The sequence below is a fragment of the Janthinobacterium sp. C22 genome (assembly GCF_057919405.1).
In genome coordinates this window covers 863,065-881,644 of record NZ_CP193659.1, presented here as the reverse complement: position 1 = coordinate 881,644, position 18,580 = coordinate 863,065, and the positions used below count along the sequence as shown (strand labels likewise).

General features: G+C 63.7%; 18 protein-coding genes and 1 pseudogene. 5 read left to right on the top strand and 14 right to left on the bottom strand.

Features of this window, described 5'->3' with window-relative positions:
- Window positions 1-22: 22 nt before the first annotated feature.
- From ACRHIG_RS03950 to ACRHIG_RS03940, 3 genes are all read left to right on the top strand, one after another.
- Window positions 23-1,966, top strand: a complete 1,944-nt coding sequence (locus tag ACRHIG_RS03950; protein ID WP_489629423.1) for a dipeptidyl-peptidase 5 — start codon at window positions 23-25, stop codon at window positions 1,964-1,966.
- Entirely contained in the window at window positions 1,963-6,144 is a 4,182-nt protein-coding gene (locus ACRHIG_RS03945) for a DEAD/DEAH box helicase (RefSeq protein WP_489629422.1), read from the top strand. The genes ACRHIG_RS03950 and ACRHIG_RS03945 overlap by 4 nt, the downstream gene beginning before the upstream one ends.
- Window positions 6,145-6,213: 69 nt before the next feature.
- Window positions 6,214-6,702, top strand: coding sequence for a hypothetical protein (locus tag ACRHIG_RS03940; RefSeq protein ID WP_489629421.1), 489 nt, complete (start codon window positions 6,214-6,216; stop codon window positions 6,700-6,702).
- A gap of 121 nt (window positions 6,703-6,823) precedes the next feature.
- Here the strand turns inward: ACRHIG_RS03940 and ACRHIG_RS03935 are convergent, their stop codons facing one another.
- Window positions 6,824-6,985: a hypothetical protein gene (locus ACRHIG_RS03935; protein WP_489629420.1), complete on the bottom strand. Its 162-nt coding sequence runs from the start codon at window positions 6,983-6,985 to the stop codon at window positions 6,824-6,826.
- Between the two features lie 93 nt (window positions 6,986-7,078).
- On the opposite strand from ACRHIG_RS03935, the gene ACRHIG_RS03930 reads away from it, so the two are divergent.
- Both ACRHIG_RS03930 and ACRHIG_RS03925 read left to right on the top strand, forming a co-directional pair.
- Window positions 7,079-8,731, top strand: a complete 1,653-nt coding sequence (locus tag ACRHIG_RS03930) for a DUF885 domain-containing protein (protein WP_489629419.1) — start codon at window positions 7,079-7,081, stop codon at window positions 8,729-8,731.
- Window positions 8,732-8,903: 172 nt separating this feature from the next.
- Window positions 8,904-9,305, top strand: a complete 402-nt coding sequence (locus ACRHIG_RS03925; protein WP_475416694.1) for a hypothetical protein — start codon at window positions 8,904-8,906, stop codon at window positions 9,303-9,305.
- An 83-nt stretch (window positions 9,306-9,388) separates the two neighbouring features.
- On the opposite strand, the gene tatC is transcribed toward ACRHIG_RS03925, so the two are convergent.
- The 13 genes and pseudogenes from tatC to hisD all read right to left on the bottom strand — a co-directional run bounded on the left by tatC (window position 9,389) and on the right by hisD (window position 18,580).
- Window positions 9,389-10,144 (bottom strand): twin-arginine translocase subunit TatC, encoded by a 756-nt coding sequence (tatC, locus tag ACRHIG_RS03920; protein ID WP_035823092.1) that lies wholly within the window; start codon window positions 10,142-10,144, stop codon window positions 9,389-9,391.
- Entirely contained in the window at window positions 10,141-10,674 is a 534-nt protein-coding gene (gene tatB / locus ACRHIG_RS03915; protein ID WP_489629418.1) for a Sec-independent protein translocase protein TatB, read from the bottom strand. Before tatB ends, tatC begins: the two co-directional genes overlap by 4 nt.
- Before the next feature lie 48 nt (window positions 10,675-10,722).
- Window positions 10,723-10,959, bottom strand: a complete 237-nt coding sequence (tatA, locus tag ACRHIG_RS03910; RefSeq protein WP_046683197.1) for a Sec-independent protein translocase subunit TatA — start codon at window positions 10,957-10,959, stop codon at window positions 10,723-10,725.
- Between the two features lie 78 nt (window positions 10,960-11,037).
- Window positions 11,038-11,409: a histidine triad nucleotide-binding protein gene (locus tag ACRHIG_RS03905; protein ID WP_475416696.1), complete on the bottom strand. Its 372-nt coding sequence runs from the start codon at window positions 11,407-11,409 to the stop codon at window positions 11,038-11,040.
- Between the two features lie 15 nt (window positions 11,410-11,424).
- Window positions 11,425-11,795: pseudogene (locus ACRHIG_RS03900) on the bottom strand (phosphoribosyl-ATP diphosphatase).
- Window positions 11,792-12,229, bottom strand: coding sequence for a phosphoribosyl-AMP cyclohydrolase (gene hisI / locus ACRHIG_RS03895; protein WP_070219635.1), 438 nt, complete (start codon window positions 12,227-12,229; stop codon window positions 11,792-11,794). The pseudogene ACRHIG_RS03900 and the gene hisI overlap by 4 nt, the downstream one beginning before the upstream one ends.
- Before the next feature lie 34 nt (window positions 12,230-12,263).
- A complete protein-coding gene (hisF, locus tag ACRHIG_RS03890; protein WP_034753845.1) occupies window positions 12,264-13,025 on the bottom strand; it encodes an imidazole glycerol phosphate synthase subunit HisF in 762 nt (253 codons plus the stop codon).
- A 60-nt stretch (window positions 13,026-13,085) separates the two neighbouring features.
- Window positions 13,086-13,859, bottom strand: a complete 774-nt coding sequence (gene hisA, locus ACRHIG_RS03885) for a 1-(5-phosphoribosyl)-5-[(5-phosphoribosylamino)methylideneamino]imidazole-4-carboxamide isomerase (protein WP_475416697.1) — start codon at window positions 13,857-13,859, stop codon at window positions 13,086-13,088.
- 54 nt (window positions 13,860-13,913) lie between these two features.
- Window positions 13,914-14,552, bottom strand: a complete 639-nt coding sequence (gene hisH / locus ACRHIG_RS03880; protein ID WP_489629417.1) for an imidazole glycerol phosphate synthase subunit HisH — start codon at window positions 14,550-14,552, stop codon at window positions 13,914-13,916.
- A 38-nt stretch (window positions 14,553-14,590) separates the two neighbouring features.
- Window positions 14,591-15,181 (bottom strand): imidazoleglycerol-phosphate dehydratase HisB, encoded by a 591-nt coding sequence (gene hisB, locus ACRHIG_RS03875; protein ID WP_010402123.1) that lies wholly within the window; start codon window positions 15,179-15,181, stop codon window positions 14,591-14,593.
- A gap of 19 nt (window positions 15,182-15,200) precedes the next feature.
- Window positions 15,201-16,295 carry a histidinol-phosphate transaminase gene (gene hisC / locus ACRHIG_RS03870; protein ID WP_489629416.1) on the bottom strand — a complete coding sequence of 365 codons (1,095 nt, stop codon included), beginning with the start codon at window positions 16,293-16,295 and terminating at the stop codon, window positions 15,201-15,203.
- Between the two features lie 33 nt (window positions 16,296-16,328).
- Window positions 16,329-17,258, bottom strand: coding sequence for a DNA-methyltransferase (locus tag ACRHIG_RS03865; RefSeq protein WP_489629415.1), 930 nt, complete (start codon window positions 17,256-17,258; stop codon window positions 16,329-16,331).
- Window positions 17,255-18,580, bottom strand: a complete 1,326-nt coding sequence (hisD, locus tag ACRHIG_RS03860; RefSeq protein WP_489629414.1) for a histidinol dehydrogenase — start codon at window positions 18,578-18,580, stop codon at window positions 17,255-17,257. Before hisD ends, ACRHIG_RS03865 begins: the two co-directional genes overlap by 4 nt.

Below are 18,580 nucleotides of genomic sequence, written 5' to 3'. Positions count from 1 at the left end.
TCCACCACGACACGGAGCCCGCATGACCTCGACCGCATCCATCACCCCTTATGGCATCTGGCCATCGCCGATCAGCGCGGCCACCGTCGCCGCCGGCGCCTCGCCGCTGACGCAGCTGGCCCTGGGCGGGGCGGATGGCGCCGACGTGTTCTGGCTGGCCGGGCGCGCCAGCGAGGCGGGCCGCAACACCCTGCTGCGCCAGCGCGGCGCGCGGGTCGATGAACTGACGCCGGCACCGTTCAATGTGCGCACCCGCGTGCATGAATACGGCGGCGGCGCATATGCCGTTGCCGGCGACACCGTGTATTTCTCGCATTTCGCCGACAATTGCCTGTACCGCGTGAGCGGCGACGGCGCGCCCGAAGCGTTCACCACGGGCGGCAATACGCGCCACGCGGACTTCGTCGTCGATGCGGCCCGTGCCCGCCTGATCGCCGTGCGCGAACAGCATCCGGACGCAGGCCACGCGCATCCGGAAAACTGCCTGACCGCCGTCGGCTTCGACGGCCGCGAAACGGTGCTGGCGCGCGGCCACGATTTCTATGCGGCGCCGCGTTTGTCGCCGGACGGCAGCCAGCTGGCCTGGATCAGCTGGGACCATCCGCGCCTGCCGTGGCAAGGCACGGAACTGTGGCTGGCCGACGTGCACGCGGACGGCACGCTGGGCTCGCCGCGCCTGATCGCCGGCGGCGCGCGCGAGTCGATCTGCCAGCCGGAATGGTCGCCGAACGGCTTGCTGCATTTCGTTTCCGACAGCAGCGGCTGGTGGAATTTGTACCGCCTGCACGGCGCCGACATCGAGGCGCTGTGCCCGATGGAAGCGGAATTTGCCACGCCGCACTGGACCTTCGGCGGCAGCATGTACGGTTTCCTGTCCGACGACGAGATCGTCTGCACGTATATCCAGGCCGGCGTCAGCTACCTGGCGCAGCTGAACGTGGCGGCGGCCAAGCTGGAGCCGATCCCGCACCCGTACCAGGAAATCCGCGAACTGCGCGTGGGCCCCGGCTTCGTCGCGCTGCTGGGCGGCAGCCCCACCATCGCGCTGGAACTGGCGCGCATCGATTTGGCTAACCATGAGCTGGAAGTGCTGACGCAGTCGATCACGGCCTTGCCCGCGCTGGCTTACCTGTCCGTGCCGCGCAGCTTGAGTTTCCCTAGCAGCAATGGCCGCACGGCCTACGCCTTCTTTTATCCGCCGAAAAATGACGACGTGCAGGCGCCGGCGGGAACCTTGCCACCCGTCATCGTCATCAGCCATGGCGGCCCCACCAGCATGGCCAGCAATACCTTGAAACTGGCGACGCAGTACTGGACCAGCCGCGGCATCGGTGTGCTCGACGTCAACTACGGCGGCAGCAGCGGCTTCGGCCGCGAATATCGCGACGCGCTGCGCGGGCAATGGGGCATCGTCGATGTGGAAGACTGCATCGCCGGCGCCCGTTACCTGGCGGCCAACGGCCTGGCCGACCCCGAACGCCTGATCGTGCGCGGCGGCAGCGCGGGCGGCCTGACGACCCTGTGCGCGCTGACCTTCCACGACGTCTTCAAGGCCGGTGCAAGTTACTATGGCGTATCCGACCTGAAGGGCCTGGACGACGATTCGCACAAGTTCGAATCGCGCTACACCGATTACCTGATCGCCTCGCAGCCGCAGGCCGAGGCGCTGTACCGCGAGCGCTCGCCCATCCACCATACGGATAAACTGTCGCGCCCGATGATCTTCTTCCAGGGCCTCGATGACAAGGTGGTGCCGCCGCAGCAGTCGCAGCTGATGGTCGACGCCCTCCAGGCGCGCGGCGTGCCCGTCGCCTACGTGCCGCTGGAAGGCGAGGGCCACGGCTTCCGCAAGGCGGAAAACATCGTGCGCACGCTGGAAGCGGAACTGTATTTCTACCAGCGCGTGTTCGGCCTGCCCGTGGCGGCCGGCGAGCCGCCCGTGCACATCGCCAACTTGCCCGCATGACCGACCCGCATGCAGACCAGCGCTTGCTGGATGAATTCGCCGCCCTGGAGCAGCATGAACAGATGATCCTGGCCTTGCTGGCCATCGCGGGCGAACCGGTGGGCAAGCATGCCGTGTATGAACACTTGCAGCGCGCCAATGTCGTCGAGCCGGACGGCACGCCGTTCGCCCTGCTTACTGTCACGGGCATGCTGCAGCATTTGACGCGCCACGCGCTGGCGTCCGAAGTGGTGGGACGGGGCTATGCCTGCGAGGCGAAATTGCGCTGGCCCGCCATGCGCGCCGCCATCGAGCACCTGGTATTTCGCGACCTGTGCCAGGCCATCGAGCTGATCAACCCCGTGCGCCGCAACTGGGATGGCTATGTGGAGCTGCGCAGCTACCGCCAAGGCGTGGCGCGCCTGCGCATCGCCCTCTTGCGCAACGACGAGGTGCGCCAGGTGGCCGCCATCCTGGCCGCCTGCATGGCCTGCTATGAAGCGCAGCAGCTGCATCCGCTGATCGAGATCTTCGGCCGGCCGTTCGAGCCGGAAATGTTGTCTTTCGTCATGCCGCAATTGCAGGACGACATCCTCGCCGTGCTGCTGGGCAACGCCCCGCGCGAACCGGCCACGGCGCACGCCATCCGCGCGTACGCGCGCGCCCACCATGCGCGCCAGGCGGCCGCCGGCGACCACATCGGCGCCGCCCTGCCGCTGGCCCTGGCCGAGGACGCCCTGCTGTGCGGCGAACTCGACGCGGCCGCGCGCTACCTGGCGGGCCAGCAGGGGCCGCAGGCGCTGTTTATCGACAGCAGCATCGCCCTGTTGCGCGGCGAACACGCCCACGCCGTGGCGGGCTTCGAAACGGCCTTGAAAGGGCTGCGCAAGGAAACGGGCAAGCGCAAGCTGTGTTTTACGGGCATCGGCGGCCACCTGTACGTGTTGGCCCTGCTGCGCGGCAACGATGCCAAGCTGCTGAAAAGCGCGGAAACCTACCTCGATATCGCCCTGCATGCGCAACCGAACCACGACAGCATCGTCTACCAGCAACTGAACACCTTGCGCCTGGTGCGCGCCGGCGTGCAGCAGGCGGACAGTATCCCTACGCGCAGCTGGGAAACGGCACTGCAGGCGCAGCTGTTCCAGGCCTTGCTGTACTACTGGCTGGCGCTACCGCAATTGAGCGAGCGCAAGGAACAGCTGCGATCGCTGGTGCAGCAAGCGGACGCGGCAGGCTACGACCTGATCGCGGCGCAAGCGGCCGGCTTGCTGGGCCTGCTGGGCGAGCCGCAGCAGGAGCGCTATGCGACGGCCAAGCGCGCGCAGCACGGTCTGACGGACATGGCGCCGTGGTTCGAGCGCCAGGAAGCGTGGCAGCGCCAGCTGAGCGCCCTGATCAACCTGCAGCAGAACGCGCCCGCCGAAGCCATCGGCAGCGTCTCGCGCCTCGTGTGGCTGGTGGCGTTCGACCCGCGCTTCGGCTTGACGGCCGTGGAAGTGCGCGAGCAGAAACGCGACGCGCGGGGCGGCTGGAGCAAGGGCCGCGCCATGGGCCTCAAACGCCTGGCGGAAGAGGCGGGCGACATCGATTTCCTCACGCCGCAGGACGCGCGCGCGGCGGGCAGCATCGCACCGTTCAAGCAATACTATTCATCGGCACCGCGCTATGAAATCGAGCTCGACAAGGCCGCCATCTTGCTGGTGGGCCACCCGCTCGTCTTCTGGCTTGACCACCCCGACACGCGCGTGGAACTGATCGCCGGCGCGCCCGAGCTCCTGATCAAATCGCACGAGGGACAGCTGTGGCTGGGCATGCAGCCGCCCTTGCCCGACAACGGCGGCAATGTCGTCGTGCAGCGCGAGACGCCGACGCGCCTGCGCGTGGTGCACATCCTCGACGAACACCGGCGCATCGGCGCCATCGTGGGCCTGGGCCTGTCCGTGCCCCTGCATGCGGAAAAACAGGTGATGCAGGCGATCGGCGCCATCTCGTCCATGGTCACCGTGCAATCGGACATCGGCGGCGGCGCGGGCGATGCGGAAGTCATCACGGCCGACCACCGCCTGCACGTACACCTGCTGCCCTACCAGCAGGGTTTGAAAATGCAGATTCTCGTGCGCCCGCTGCTCGACAACGGCGCCTATTACGCACCGGGCAGCGGCGCCGAAAGCGTGTTTGCCGATGTGGCGGGCCGGGCCGTGCAAGCGCGGCGCGACCTGAATGCGGAACGCGAAGCGCAGCGCCAGCTGATCGGACGTTGCCTGGTGCTGGAAGAGGCGGAAGAAGAGCATGGCGAGTGGCTGCTGGGCCAGCCAGCGCTGGGCCTGCAATTGCTGGTCGAGCTGCAGGCGCTCGACCCCGCCGGCATGGTCTTGGCGTGGCCCGAAGGCGAAACCATGCGCGTGTCGAAGCGCATCGACAGCGGCCAGATGCGCCTGAATATCAAAAGTGAAAAAGACTGGTTTGCCGCCAGCGGCGAAGTGCAGATCGATGAAGACAAGGTGATGGATTTGCGCGCCCTGCTCGATTTGATGCAGAACAATAAAAGCCGCTTCGTGGCCCTGGGCGACAACCAGTTCCTCGCGCTCAGCGATGAATTGCACCGGCGCCTGTCGGAACTGGCCGCGTATGGCGAAGCGCATGCCGATGGCGTGCACATCCACCCGCTGGCCGCCTTCGCGCTGGAAGAGCTGGCCAACGATGCGGGCGGCGTCAAGGCCGACAAACTGTGGCGCGAACACCTGCTGCGCCTGCGCGCCCTCGACGACTTTACGCCGCAGCTGCCCAGCACCCTGCAGGCCGACCTGCGCGACTACCAGCTGGCCGGCTACGAGTGGCTGGCGCGTCTGGCGCACTGGGGCGTGGGCGCCTGCCTGGCCGACGACATGGGACTCGGCAAGACCTTGCAGGCGCTGGCCCTGATCCTGGCGCGCGCGCCGAACGGCCCCACCCTCGTCGTCGCGCCCACGTCCGTGTGCATGAACTGGATCAGCGAGGCGCAGCGCTTCGCCCCCACCTTGAAGGTGAAGCTGTTCGGCAGCGGCGACCGCGCCGACATGCTCGACACCCTGCAACCGTTCGACCTGGTGGTGGCCAGCTATGGCTTGCTGCAGCAGGAAGCCAACATGTTTGCCGGCGTGCGCTGGCATACGATCGTGCTCGACGAAGCGCAGGCGATCAAGAATGGCGCCACCAAGCGTTCGCAAGCCGTGATGGCCTTGCAAGGCGATTTCCGCATGGTGGCCAGCGGCACGCCGCTGGAAAACCATCTGGGCGAACTGTGGAATCTGTTCCGTTTTATTAATCCGGGTTTGCTGGGCACCCTGGACCAGTTCAACCTGCGCTTTGCGGGACCGATCGAAAAGGATCAGGACAAGCGGGCGGCGGCCGGCGCGCGCCTGCGGCTGCGCCGCCTGATCGCGCCGTTCATCCTGCGCCGCACGAAGACGCAAGTGCTGTCGGAACTGCCTTCGCGCACGGAAATCGTGCTGGAAGTGGAACTGTCGCCGCAGGAAACGGCGCTGTACGAATCCCTGCGCCGCGAAGCGCTGGAAAAGCTGGCCATGGTGGAAGGACCGGCGTCGAAAAAGGCCATCCAGATCCTGGCCGAGATCATGAAACTGCGCCGCGCCTGCTGCAATCCGCAACTGGTGGCGCCGGAACTGGGCCTGGCCAGCAGCAAGCTGGCCGCCTTCGCCGAACTGCTGTCGGGCTTGCTGGAAAACCGCCACAAGGTGCTCGTCTTCAGCCAGTTCGTCGACCATTTAACACTCATCCGCAAGCACCTGGAGCAGCATGGCGTCAGTTATCAGTATCTCGACGGCAGCACGCCCATGCAGGAGCGCAAGCGCCGCGTGGATGCCTTCCAGGCGGGCGAAGGCGACGTCTTCCTGATCAGCCTGAAGGCGGGCGGCATGGGCATCAACCTGACGGCGGCCGATTACGTGATCCACATGGACCCGTGGTGGAACCCGGCCGTGGAAGACCAGGCCTCGGACCGCGCCCACCGCATGGGGCAATTGCGCCCCGTTACCATTTACCGGCTGGTGGCGAAACACACGATCGAGGAAGGCATCGTCGAATTGCACCAGCACAAGCGCGACCTGGCCGACAGTCTGCTGGAAGGCAGCGACGCGGCCGCGCGCATGTCGGCCAATGACATGCTGGGCATGCTGCAGGAGGGCTTGAAGCGATGAGCTTGAAAAAATGCACGGGCAAGCCGCGTTCCATGCGATGATCGTTTTTCCCTGTTTTGATGCCACGCCATGACCGACTATATCGCCACCAGCGCCGGCCAGCGCGCCACCTTTTTGTGCGGCAAATCCTGGACCGCCTATGTCAGCACCTTCATCATCGCCGTGCTGCTGTTCTTTGCCGCCCTGCCGCTGGCCTTCAAGTACAACGCGCGCGCTGCCTTCGTGGTGCTGATCAGCTCGGCGCTGATCGTCGGCTACCGCCTGCTGACCATCCGCAGCTATCAGCTGTACTACGACGAAGCGGGCGTGTGGCTGGCGTCCGGCATCTTGCCGTGGAAAAAGAAACTCACGGGCGTCAAATGGCGCGACATGGATGAAGCCGTCTATGAAACCAACTTCTGGAGCTGGCTGTTCCAGTCCTACACGGTGCGCGTCGGCCAGCGCTACACGCAGGAAACGGAAATCCACGCCACCGGCATGGCGCGCGGCAAGGATGCCGTGGCGGCCATCAATGCGCGCCACCAGGACATGCTGCGCAGCAGCGCCATCGTCGTCTAGCGCGACGCCGCTCCCGGCGCAAAAAACTGCGCAGCGGCGGCAATTAATGCTAATCTTTGGGCCGCCCAGGCAAGCAAGGCCAACCTTTCAATAGTTGTTTGTTACTTATATTATCAGTTTATTATTTCCTGATGAGAACAAACGGCAAAATATTCAAGAGATAAACTATGCTGATCAAAAATAAAGTTGCGCTCGCCGCATTGATGATGGCTTTTACCCTGACACCGGCCAGCGCCGCCAAGAAGCCGCAGAAAAGCGGCAAGGCCGGCACCAGCAGCAGCAAGAAAAAACCGTCGGCAAGAAAGCGGCCGTCGTCACGGCGGCCACGGCAGCCACGGTCGCGGCCGTCGCCAGCGAGAACAGCAGCGACCGCTCCATGAATAACCTCAGCGGCCAGTTCCTCACGGCCCTGTGGCGCCTGGATCCGGAAAGCGCGATTTCGGTCGGCAAGTACGATGGTGCCGCCAACCTGAGCATTCCCGACGCGGCCAGCCGCCAGAAGCAATTGGCCTTCATCGAAGAATGGCTGGGCAAGTTCGGCAAGCTGAATGCCGGCAAGATGTCGGACAAGCAACGCACCGACCTGGCCTTGCTGACGAATAAATTGCAATCGGACCGCTGGTATCTGACCACCTTCCGCGAATTCGAATGGAATCCCGCCCAGTACAACGTGGCTGGCTCCATCGATTTCATCCTCAACACGGAATACGCGTCCCAGCCGCAGCGCCTGCGCACCTTGCTCAAGCGCATCGCCAGCGTGCCGCAATACTATGCGGCCGCGCGCGCCAGCATCGTCAATCCCACGCGCGAACACACGCAGCTGGCCATCGCCCAGAGCGCCGGCGTGCTCAGTGTGCTTGACGACCTGAACAAGACGGCACAGGGCTCCATCCTGACGCCGGCGGAAAAACAGCTGTACAACGCCCGCATCGCCGCGGCCCGCACGGCCGTGCAAGGCTATGCGGCCTGGCTGACGGAACAGGATGCCGCGCTGGCGCAGAACGGCAATGCGCGCTCCTTCCGCATCGGCAAGGATTTATATGAACAGAAATTCGCCTACGATATCCAGGCCAGCGTCAGCGCCGAGCAGATGTACCAGAAAGCCCTGGCCGCGCGCGAAAAGCTGCTCGAGCACATGGACACCTTGTCCGACGAGCTGTGGGTGAAAACCATGGGCAGCACGGCCAAGCCGGCGGACCGCACGGCGAAGATTGGCATGGTGATCGATAAGCTGTCCAGCAACCACGTGGCCCCCGCCGACTTCGTGCCGGAAATCCGCCGCCAGATCCCGGAATTGCAGGAATGGGTGACCAGCCACAACCTGCTGACGATGGACCCGAAAAAGCCCCTCGTCGTGCGTGAAACGCCCGCCTACCAGCGCGGCGTGGCCGGCGCCAGCATCGAGGCGCCCGGCCCCTACCGCCCGCAGGACCGCACCTATTACAACGTGACGCCGCTCGACGGCGAAACGCCGGAACAGGCGGAAAGCAGCTTGCGCGAATACAACCACTGGATCTTGCAGATCCTGAACATCCACGAAGCCATCCCCGGCCACTACACGCAGCTCGTGTACGCCAACAAGTCGCCGTCGCTGGTCAAATCGATCTTCGGCAATGGCGCCATGATCGAAGGCTGGGCCGTGTATGGCGAGCGCATGATGCTCGAATCGGGCTATGGCAACAATGCGCCGGAAATGTGGCTGATGTATTCGAAATGGAATTTGCGCAGCGTCACCAACACGATCCTCGACTACAGCGTGCACGTGCTGGGCATGACGGAAGCGCAGGCGCTCGACCTGCTGACGCGCCAGGCCTTCCAGACCAAGCGCGAAGCCACGGAGAAATGGCGCCGCGTGCAGTTGAGCTCGGTTCAGCTGACCAGCTATTTCAGCGGCTACAGCGAAATCATGGACTTGCGCGAACAGCGCAAGCAAGCGCTGGGCAACAAGTTCGTGCTGAAGGATTTCCACGAGCAATTCCTCAGCTACGGCAGCGCGCCCGTGAAAGTCATCAAGGAATTGATGAATTAACTCGCACGCCTCCTCAGCTTGCAAAGGGCGCCGCGGCGCCCTTTTTGCATGCGTTTGCGCCGCCGCAAACCACCGGCATCCCCGTCTATTAAGCTGACGGGAAGGCAGGCGCCACCGCACTCCTCACTGGCAATTGCCGATTTTTCTGCTAGGGTGAGAATCAGGAGCGTCCATGCATATGCCCATCCAGTTCGACACCCTCGATTACGCCAAACGCCTCGCCTCGGCGGGCGTGCCCACGCAGCAGGCGGAAGCCCATGCGACGGCCCTGGGCGAGGTACTGGGCTCTGCCGTCGTCGTGCATGGCGAGCTGGCGGCGCTGGAGCGCAATCTGCTGGGGGAAATCAAGCTGGTGGCGCAAAACGTCGATACCAAAGTAAGCGCCCTGGAGGTGAAGATCGATGCGCTGGAGCTCAGGCTCGACACCAAAATAGATGCCCTGGAGCAAAAATTCAACGCCCGCCTGGAACGCCTGGACTTGCGCCAGGGCGCCGACATGAAACACGTCTACTGGATGATGAGCACCTTAATCCTGCTCAACCTGGGCATCCTCAGCAAGCTGATGCTGCAGTAAGCGCGCACCAACTTTCCCGCCAATGAAAAAGCCGCTGCTCCCGGGGAGGTCAGCGGCTTTTGCCTGCGAGTATGGTAGCGCGTCTAGGATGCTTCTTCCGGCGCCTGGGTGGCCTTGACGAAGATGGGCGCCACCAGCAGGCCCAGCTCGAACAACAGGCACATCGGGATGGCCAGCGAGAACTGGCTGACGACGTCCGGCGGCGTGACGATGGCGGCAATCACGAAGGCGCCGACGATGATGTAGGGACGCACTTCCTTGAGTTTCGCGATGGAAACGAGCCCCATGCGCACGAGGATCACCACCACCACGGGCACCTCGAACGTGGCGCCGAAGGCCAGGCACATCGACATGACGAAATCGAGGTAGTTTTCGATGTCCGGCGTTACCGCGATCGACGACGGCGAAAAATCGCTGATGAAGTGGAACACGCGGCCGAACACAAAGAAATAGCAGAAGGCCACGCCGGCCATGAACAGCAGCGACGACGAGATGACCAGCGGCGCGATCAAACGCTTTTCATGCGTGTACAGGCCCGGGGCGATAAACGCCCACATCTGGTACAGCACCCAGGGCAAGGCGACGATGAAGGCGATCACCAGCGTCACTTTCATCGGCACGAGGAACGGCGAGATGACCCCGGTGGCGATCATTTTCGAGCCGGCCGGCAGCGAGGCGATCATCGGCGCGGCGATAAAATCGTAGATATGCGATGGGCCGGGCCAGTAAAACAGCACGGCGCAGACGACGGCGATGCCGATCGAGGCCTTGACGAGGCGGTTGCGCAGCTCGACCAGATGCGAGATAAAGGTTTCTTCCACCGGGGATTTGCTACTCATGAGTAAAAGGAGGAGGAACTGGCGCGCGGACGAAAGCGCGCCACGCGTGCAGCCGCCGACTGCACGTGCTGCTTGCCGCCATGGCGCTGCTTGTACCAGCCAGGAACGGCGGAATTGCGCACCAGTTTCTTGCGGCGGAATTCGCGCGCCTTGCGGGCCAGGTCATCGTTGGTGGCGCGCAGCATGGCTTCATGGGCATCGTGCTGCCCCTCATACGAACTGGAATCGCCGCGCCAGGCGTTTTCCACCTCGGCCAGGTTGCCGGAAATCGAATTTTCCACGCCATGCATGGATTTCTCCACGCTTTGCTGGACAGAATGGGCCGCATCCTGCACTTCCTTCTGCAGGTTTTTCAGCTCTTCCATTTCAATTTCGCGCGAGACTTCGGATTTCACCTGGTTCAGGTAGCGTTGCGCGCGGCCATACAGGGTGCCGGCCATGCGCGCCACTCTCGGCAACTTTTCAGGGCCGATGACTATCAACGCAACCACGCCGATGATGGCGATTTTAGAGAGACCGAGATCGATCATAAGCGGACAAGGGCTGTTACCGGACGAGGCAAGCGCCCCGCCACGCTATCAGGACTTGCTTTTCTCTTTCGTTTCGACGTCGATGGTGCTTTTGTCGGCCACTTGCGATGGCGCAGCAGGAGGGGTATTGGCTGCCGGGGCGTCATCGTCGCCCTTGACGCCATCCTTGAAGCCTTTGACGGCCTTGCCGATATCACCGCCGATATTGCCCAGTTTCTTGGTGCCGAAGACCAGCATCACGATAACCAGAACGATCACCCAGTGCCAAATACTCAATGAACCCATCACATTCTCCTTGCGGGACGGTGCCCGAATAGCGTCAACCAATGCCGGTAGTACACGCGAACCCGGCGCGCGGCGAAATCAGTGCTGGCCGCGCCAGGGACGGGGACCGCCGTACACGTGCATGTGCAAGTGATACACCTCTTGCCCGCCGTTCGGGCCGCTGTTGATCATGGTCTTGAAGCCGCCGGCAGGCGTGCCATCGGCGTCATACGTGACTGCGCAGCCGAACTCGGCAGCGAGTTTCGGCGCCAGGCGCAGCAGCTTGCCCAGCGTTTCCGTATGGCTGTCGTCGCAATCGGACAGGGTCGCCACGTGGCGCTTCGGGATCAGCAGCAGATGCACGGGGGCGGCCGGGTTGATGTCCTTGAAGGCCAGCAAGTCGTCGTCCTCATACACGATGCTCGAGGGAATTTGTTTTGCAGCAATCTTGCAGAAAATACAGTTATCCACGCACGCTCCAGTAGGTCAGTGTTTGTCTGTTTCGCCGGCGTCGCGCAGCTCGTCCTTGCGCGCCGCCTTTTCCTCGAGGCCGGACAGGCCCTCGCGGCGCGCCAGCTCGTCGAGCACCTGTTGCGGCGTCAGGTCGAACTGCGCCAGCATCACCAGCGAGTGGAACCACAGGTCGGCGCACTCGTACAGGACCTTCGACGGGTCGTTGTCGCGCCGCGCATCCTTGGCGGCCATCACCGTTTCCGTCGCTTCTTCGCCAATTTTTTCAAAATGGCATCATCGCCCTTGGCGAACAGGCGCGCGACATAGGAGGTGGCGGGGTCGCCGCCGTTGGCCAGCTTGCGCGATTCGATCACGGCGGCCAGGCGCTTCAGGGTTTCACTCATTTGCTCTTGCTTTCCGCGTAAATCGTCTCAGGGTCTTTCAGGACGGGGTCGGTGATCTGCCATTCGCCCGTTTTCTCGTCGCCTTCGAACTTCTGGAAGAAGCACGAATGGCGGCCCGTATGGCAGGCGATGCCGCCGGCTTGCTCGATTTTCAGCAAGACCACGTCTTCATCGCAATCGAGGCGGATTTCCAGCACCTTTTGCGTGTGGCCCGACTCTTCGCCCTTGTGCCACAGTTTCTTGCGCGAACGGCTCCAGTACACGGCTTCGCCCAGCTCCACCGTGCGCGCCAGCGCGTCGCGGTTCATCCAGGCGAACATCAGCACGTCATTGCTGCCCGCTTCCTGCGCGATCACGGGCACCAGGCCGTGCTCGTCCCATTTGACCTTTTTCAGCCACTTGGCATTGCTTGCTACGATGGTTCCGTTCTGCATGTTCTTCTATCCCGCTGATATTGTCCGCTTGTCTTTACGCCAGGCGCATGGGGATGCCCTGCTGCGCCATGAAACGCTTGGCTTCCTGCACCGTGTGCTGGCCATAGTGGAAGATGCTGGCGGCCAGCACGGCGTCCGCGCGCCCCACCTTGATGCCGTCGACCAGATCCTGCAAGCCGCCCACGCCGCCCGAGGCGATCACGGGAATGCTGACGGCATCGGACACGCCGCGCGTCAGGCCCAGGTCGAAGCCCACCTTGGTGCCGTCGCGATCCATGCTGGTAAGCAAGATTTCTCCGGCGCCCAAGCTTTCCATTTTACGCGCCCACTCGAACGCGTCCAGGCCCGTGGCCGTGCGCCCGCCATGGGTAAACACTTCCCACTTGCCAGGCGACACCTGCTTGGCGTCGATGGCGACGACGATGCATTGCGAGCCGTGCTTTTGCGAGGCCTCGTACACCAGCTGGGGATTCGTCACGGCCGAGGTGTTGATGCTGACCTTGTCGGCGCCCGCGTTGAGCAGCCGGCGCACGTCTTCCACCACGCGCACGCCGCCGCCCACGGTCAGCGGAATGAATACTTGCGACGCCACCGCTTCGATGATGTCGAAGATCAAACCGCGGTTGTCGCTCGAGGCGGTAATGTCGAGGAAAGTGATTTCGTCGGCGCCCTGCTCGTCATAACGGCGGGCGATTTCCACGGGGTCGCCCGCGTCGCGCAATTCCGTGAAATTGACGCCTTTGACGACGCGGCCATTGGTCACGTCGAGGCAGGGGATGATACGTTTTGCAAGCATGATGGGTTCCAGATTGTCGCCAGGCCGGGACACGCGCAGGCGCGCCCCGGCCGGGCAGGCTTAAACGGCGGCGTCGGTCAGTTCGTCGGCGCGTTCCTGCGCCTGCGCCAGGTCGATCGTGCCTTCATAGATGGAACGGCCGCAGATCACGCCTTCGATGCCTTCGGCCTGGACCGCGCACAGCGCTTCCACGTCGCCGATGTTGTGCAGGCCGCCCGAAGCGATGACGGGGATCTTGACGGCTTGCGCCAGCTTGACGGTGGCCTCGATATTGATGCCGCCCATCATGCCGTCGCGGCCGATGTCCGTGTAGATGATCGATTCGACGCCGTAGGCTTCGAATTTCTTGGCCAGGTCGATCACTTCGTGGCCCGACATCTTGCTCCAGCCATCCGTTGCCACTTTGCCATCCTTGGCATCGAGGCCGACGATGATGTGGCCCGGGAAGGCGCCGCAGGCGTCGTGCAGGAAGCCGGGGCTTTTCACGGCCGCCGTGCCGATGATGATGTAGGTGATGCCGGCGTCGAGGTAGCGCTCGATGGTGTCGAGGTCGCGGATGCCGCCGCCCAGTTGCACGGGGATTTCCTCGATGTCGTTTTCCGCGGCGAAATCCTGCACGGCTTTCAGGATGGCTTTCACGGCGCCCTCGTTCTTCGGCTTGCCGGCAAAGGCGCCGTTCAGGTCGACCAAATGCAGCCGGCGCGCGCCTTGCATCAGCCAATGGCGGGCCATTTCGGCCGGGTCTTCGGAAAATACGGTGGCAAGTTCCATATCGCCTTGTTTCAGGCGTACGCAGTGACCGTCTTTCAGGTCGATGGCGGGAATGAGCAGCATGGTCAGTGTGATTTAAAAGTGAGTGAGGGGCGGAAAAAAGCCGGAAAACCAACGTCAAGGTTGCCAGTGAACGAAGTTCTTGTACAGCTGCAAGCCAGCGGCAGCGCTTTTTTCAGGGTGAAACTGTGTCGCGAAAATATTATCACGGGCGACGGCGCAGGCGAACGGCGCGCCATAGATAGTCTCGCCCACCGTGTGCGCGGCCTCTTGAGGTTGAGCAAAATAGCTGTGCACAAAGTAAAAATACGCGTTGTCGGCGATACCATCCCACATGACATGGGACGCCGTTTGCCGCACTTGGTTCCAGCCCATTTGCGGCACCTTGAAGCGCGAGCCGTCTTCCTGCACCTGGCCGTCGAGCTGGAAACGCACGACTTTGCCTGGCAGCAAGCCCAAGCCGGCCGCGTCGCCCTCTTCGCTGCCGTCGAACAGCATTTGCTCGCCGATGCACACACCCAGCACGGGCTTGCTGTCGGCGGCGCGCAGCAGCGCCTCCAATACGCCCGATTCGCGCAGGCTGCGCATGCAGTCAGGCATGGCGCCCTGGCCCGGCAAGACGATGCGGTCGGCGCTGTCGATGTCTTGCGCCAGGCCGGAAATGCGCACGTCGGCTTCCGGCGCCACGGCACGCAGCGCCTGCGCCACCGAGCGCAGATTGCCCATGCCGTAATCCACCACCACAATTTTATTCATGTTTGATCCCGGAATCTACAATATAGCGAGCGCGGCGCTTACAGGCTGCCCTTGGTCGATGGAATGATGCCGGCCGCGCGCTCGTCGAGCTCGGCAGCCATGCGCAGCGCGCGGCCAAAGGCCTTGAACACGGTTTCGCACTGATGGTGGGCATTCGTGCCGCGCAAGTTGTCGATATGCAAGGTCACGCCCGCATGGTTGACGAAGCCGCGGAAAAATTCCAGCGTCAGGTCGACGTCGAAGCCGGCGATCATGGCGCGCGTAAACGGGATGTGGTACTCGATGCCCGGGCGGCCCGAGAAATCGAGCACCACGCGCGACAGCGCCTCGTCCAGCGGCACGTACGCGTGGCCATAGCGGCGGATGCCCTTCTTGTCGCCGATGGCCTTGGCCACGGCCATGCCCAGCGTGATGCCCACGTCTTCCACCGTGTGGTGGTTGTCGATATGCACGTCGCCCGTCGCTTCGATATCCAGGTCGATCAGGCCGTGGCGGGCGATCTGGTCCAGCATATGGTCGAGGAAGGGCACGCCGGTGTTGAGCTTTTGCTGGCCCGTGCCGTCCAGGTTGAGGGCGACGCGAACTTGCGTCTCATTGGTGTTGCGCGTGATTTCTGCGGTGCGGTTCATGGGAGGCTCTGGCGGTAGGCTAAACGAGGGATGCCTTGAAGGCATCGTAAAAAAGGGAATTTTCTTCCGGGGTGCTGACGCTGATGCGCAGGCAATTGGCCAGCGCAGCATGCATTTTACTCATATTTTTAATTAAAACCCTGCGGGCAAGCAGTTTTGCGCAAACATCGTCGGAATCCGCCACACGAATCAGAAGAAAATTTGCCTTCGAGGGAAAGACCGTCACGCCGGGCAGCTCCGCCAGGCGTCGTGCCAGGTCGTCGCGCGCGCTGTTGAGCAAATCCGCCTGCGCGTTGAGCACGTCGAGGTGTTCGAGCGCGAATTCGGCCGCCGCCTGCGTCAGCACATTCACATTGTACGGCGGACGCACTTTCTCGAACTGCGCCAGCAGGGCCGGCGCGGCCGACATGTAGCCGAGGCGGATGCCGGCCAGGCCCAGTTTCGACACGGTGCGCATCACCACCAGGTTTTCATATTCGGGCAGGCGGCCCATGAAGCTGCGCTGCGCGAACGGCTCGTAGGCTTCGTCGACGACGGCGATGCCCGTGTCGCCGAGGGCGGCAAGGATGCGTTCGATGTCGGCAGTGGCAAACAGGTTGCCCGTCGGGTTGTTCGGATAGGCGAGGAAGACCAGCGCCGGGCGGTGCGCTTCGATGGCCGCCAGCATGGCCGGCATGTCCAGGCTGAAATCGGCCTGCAGCGGCACGCCGACGAAATCCATGCCGGCAAACTGCGCCGAGCGCGCATACATGACGAAGGCCGGCACGGGTGCCAGCAGCACGGCGCGCTGGCCCGGCTCCTGGCGGGCGCAGGCCATGGCCAGGATGGAAATCAGTTCATCGGAACCGTTGCCCAGCATGACGTCGTAGCCGGCGGGCACGCCCAGATTGGCGCAGATGGCCGCCTGCAGGCTGGCGTACGATGGCGGATAGCGGTTCAGCGCCACGCCGGCCAGGCGCGCGCCCAGTTCCTCGCGCAGATGCTGCGGCAGCGGATACGGGTTTTCCATCGCATCGAGCTTGATGTAGCCGCTGGCATCGGCGACTTGGTAGCCCTTGACGGCCCGCACATCGGCGCGCACGGTGTTGCTGATTAACTGATCGAGGAAAGACATGCTGCAAACACTCCTGATGAAATGAAATGGAGACTAAATGACGACGTCTTCCGGCACGCTGGCGCTGCGCGCCTTGCGGGCCGGCGCTTTTTTCACGGCGGGCGGCTTTTTCACGGCAGCCGTTTTTCTGACCGCCGCCGGCTTTTTCGCCGCCTTGGCTGGCTTGGTCGCGGCCGGTGCTGCCAGCTCCTGCGCGAGGGCCGCCAGGCGCTGTTCGATGATGGCGCAGTAGTCGGGATTGAGTTCAAAGCCGACGAAATCGCGCCCGCAGCGCCTGGCCGCCAGGGCAGTGGTGCCGCTGCCCATGAACAGGTCGAGCACCACGCCGCCCGGCGGGCACGAGGCCTTGACCATGCGCTCGATGATTTCGAGCGGCTTTTGCGTCGGGTGGTCGGCCCGTTCCGGGTGTTCCTTGTGCAGGCGCGACACGCTCCACAGGTCTTTCGGGTTGTAGCCCACTTCCAGCCATTTCGCGCCGATGAAGATCGAGCGCGAACGGGCTTTCTTGGTGGCCGCGTCGTAGGCGATGCGCACCGCGTCAAGGTCGAAGTAGTAATCCTTGCGCTTGACGAAGAAGCCGATGGTGTCGTGCACCGATGAAAAGCTGCGCACGCTGCCGCCCATGGACGGCACGCGGCGGTCCCAGATGATTTCATTCATCATCGCCATGCGCTGTTTCAGCATGACGAAGATTTCCGGCGAATAGCGCCAGGTCAGAAAGATGTACAGGCTGCCGTTGGCTTTCAGCTTGGGCAGCGCCGCATCGATCCATTCTTCCGTCCAGCGCAGGTAATCGGCCACCGACTGCTGGTCCGACGCATTGCCGTAATCCTTGCCCAGGTTGTACGGCGGATCCGTCAGGATCAGGTCCACCGAGCCATCGGGAATGCGCGCCAGCCCCGCCAGCGCGTCTTCGCAATAGACCCGGTTGACCCAGTCCGGCTGATCCGCCATCGTCGTCATGGCTGCGGCTTCAGACGCAGTTCGGCGCTGCGCGCGTGCGCCTGCAAGCCTTCGCCATACGCCAGCGTGGCGGCGACGCGGCCCAGGGTTTGCGCGCCCGCCTCGCTGACGTGAATGATGGACGAGCGTTTCTGGAAGTCGTACACGCCCAGCGGCGACGAGAAGCGCGCCGTGCGCGACGTCGGCAGCACGTGATTGGGACCGCAGCAATAGTCGCCCAGCGATTCGGACGAGAAGCGGCCCAGGAACATGGCGCCCGCGTGGCGGATCTGCTCGGCCCACTGCTGCGGGTTGTCCGCCGAGATTTCCAGGTGCTCCGCCGCGATGGCGTTGGCGATTTCGCACGCCTCTTGCATGCTGCGCACCTTGATCAGGGCGCCGCGGTCGGCCAGCGAGGTGCTGATGGTGGCCTGGCGCGGCATCGTCGGCAGCAGCTTGGCGATGCTCTCCTCCACCTGCGCGATGTAGGCCGCGTCGGGGCACAGCAGGATCGCCTGCGCCAGTTCGTCGTGCTCGGCCTGCGAAAACAGGTCCATCGCCACCCAGTCCGGGTCCGTCGTGCCGTCGCACAGCACCAGGATTTCGGAAGGTCCCGCGATCATGTCGATGCCGACGATGCCGAACACGCGGCGCTTGGCGGCCGCCACATAGGCGTTGCCGGGGCCGACGATTTTATCCACGGCGGCAATCGTCTGCGTGCCGTAGGCCAGCGCGCCGACGGCTTGCGCGCCGCCGATGGTGATCACGCGCGTCACGCCGGCGATCGCGGCGGCGGCCAGCACCATCTGGTTTTTCACGCCATCGGGCGTCGGCACCACCATGATGATCTCGCCCACGCCCGCCACGTGCGCGGGAATGGCGTTCATCAGCACGGACGACGGATACGCCGCCTTGCCGCCCGGGACGTAGATGCCGACGCGGTCCAGCGGCGTGATCTTCTGTCCCAGCACCGTGCCATCGGGCTCGGTGTAAGTAAAACCGCGCAATTCCTCGCGCTGGCGTTCGTGGAAGGCGCGGATGCGCTGGGCGGCGATCTGCAGCGCCTCGCGCTGCGCCGACGGCAGGCCGTTCAGGGCCGCCTGCAGTTCGGATTGCGAAATATCAAACGCCGCCATTTCCGCCGCGCCGCCATGCGGGATGCGGTCGAAACGGTTGGTGTACTCCAGGACGGCGGCGTCGCCGCGCGTTTTCACGTCGGCCAGGATTTTTGCGACCGACGTTTCAATCGCTGCATCGGTGCCCGCCTCGAACGCCAGCAGCGTGTCGAGCGATTGTTGGAAACCTTCCTGGCTTGAATCGAGCTTGCGTATCTGTATCGGCAT

Bases quoted from the DNA above. Each gene is read 5' to 3' on its own strand.
- hisC (WP_489629416.1), bottom strand. From the start codon at position 16,295: ATGTCTTTCCTCGATCAGTTAATCAGCAACACCGTGCGCGCCGATGTG.
- ACRHIG_RS03865 (WP_489629415.1), bottom strand. From the start codon at position 17,258: ATGACGACGATGGCGGATCAGCCGGACTGGGTCAACCGGGTCTATTGC.
- ACRHIG_RS03930 (WP_489629419.1), top strand. From the start codon at position 7,079: ATGAATAACCTCAGCGGCCAGTTCCTCACGGCCCTGTGGCGCCTGGAT.
- ACRHIG_RS03945 (WP_489629422.1), top strand. From the start codon at position 1,963: ATGACCGACCCGCATGCAGACCAGCGCTTGCTGGATGAATTCGCCGCC.
- tatA (WP_046683197.1), bottom strand. From the start codon at position 10,959: ATGGGTTCATTGAGTATTTGGCACTGGGTGATCGTTCTGGTTATCGTG.
- ACRHIG_RS03925 (WP_475416694.1), top strand. From the start codon at position 8,904: ATGCATATGCCCATCCAGTTCGACACCCTCGATTACGCCAAACGCCTC.
- hisD (WP_489629414.1), bottom strand. From the start codon at position 18,580: ATGCCGATACAGATACGCAAGCTCGATTCAAGCCAGGAAGGTTTCCAA.
- hisB (WP_010402123.1), bottom strand. From the start codon at position 15,181: ATGAACCGCACCGCAGAAATCACGCGCAACACCAATGAGACGCAAGTT.
- hisI (WP_070219635.1), bottom strand. From the start codon at position 12,229: ATGCAGAACGGAACCATCGTAGCAAGCAATGCCAAGTGGCTGAAAAAG.
- tatC (WP_035823092.1), bottom strand. From the start codon at position 10,144: ATGAGTAGCAAATCCCCGGTGGAAGAAACCTTTATCTCGCATCTGGTC.
- ACRHIG_RS03950 (WP_489629423.1), top strand. From the start codon at position 23: ATGACCTCGACCGCATCCATCACCCCTTATGGCATCTGGCCATCGCCG.
- hisF (WP_034753845.1), bottom strand. From the start codon at position 13,025: ATGCTTGCAAAACGTATCATCCCCTGCCTCGACGTGACCAATGGCCGC.
- hisA (WP_475416697.1), bottom strand. From the start codon at position 13,859: ATGCTGCTCATTCCCGCCATCGACCTGAAAGACGGTCACTGCGTACGC.
- hisH (WP_489629417.1), bottom strand. From the start codon at position 14,552: ATGAATAAAATTGTGGTGGTGGATTACGGCATGGGCAATCTGCGCTCG.
- tatB (WP_489629418.1), bottom strand. From the start codon at position 10,674: ATGATCGATCTCGGTCTCTCTAAAATCGCCATCATCGGCGTGGTTGCG.
- ACRHIG_RS03940 (WP_489629421.1), top strand. From the start codon at position 6,214: ATGACCGACTATATCGCCACCAGCGCCGGCCAGCGCGCCACCTTTTTG.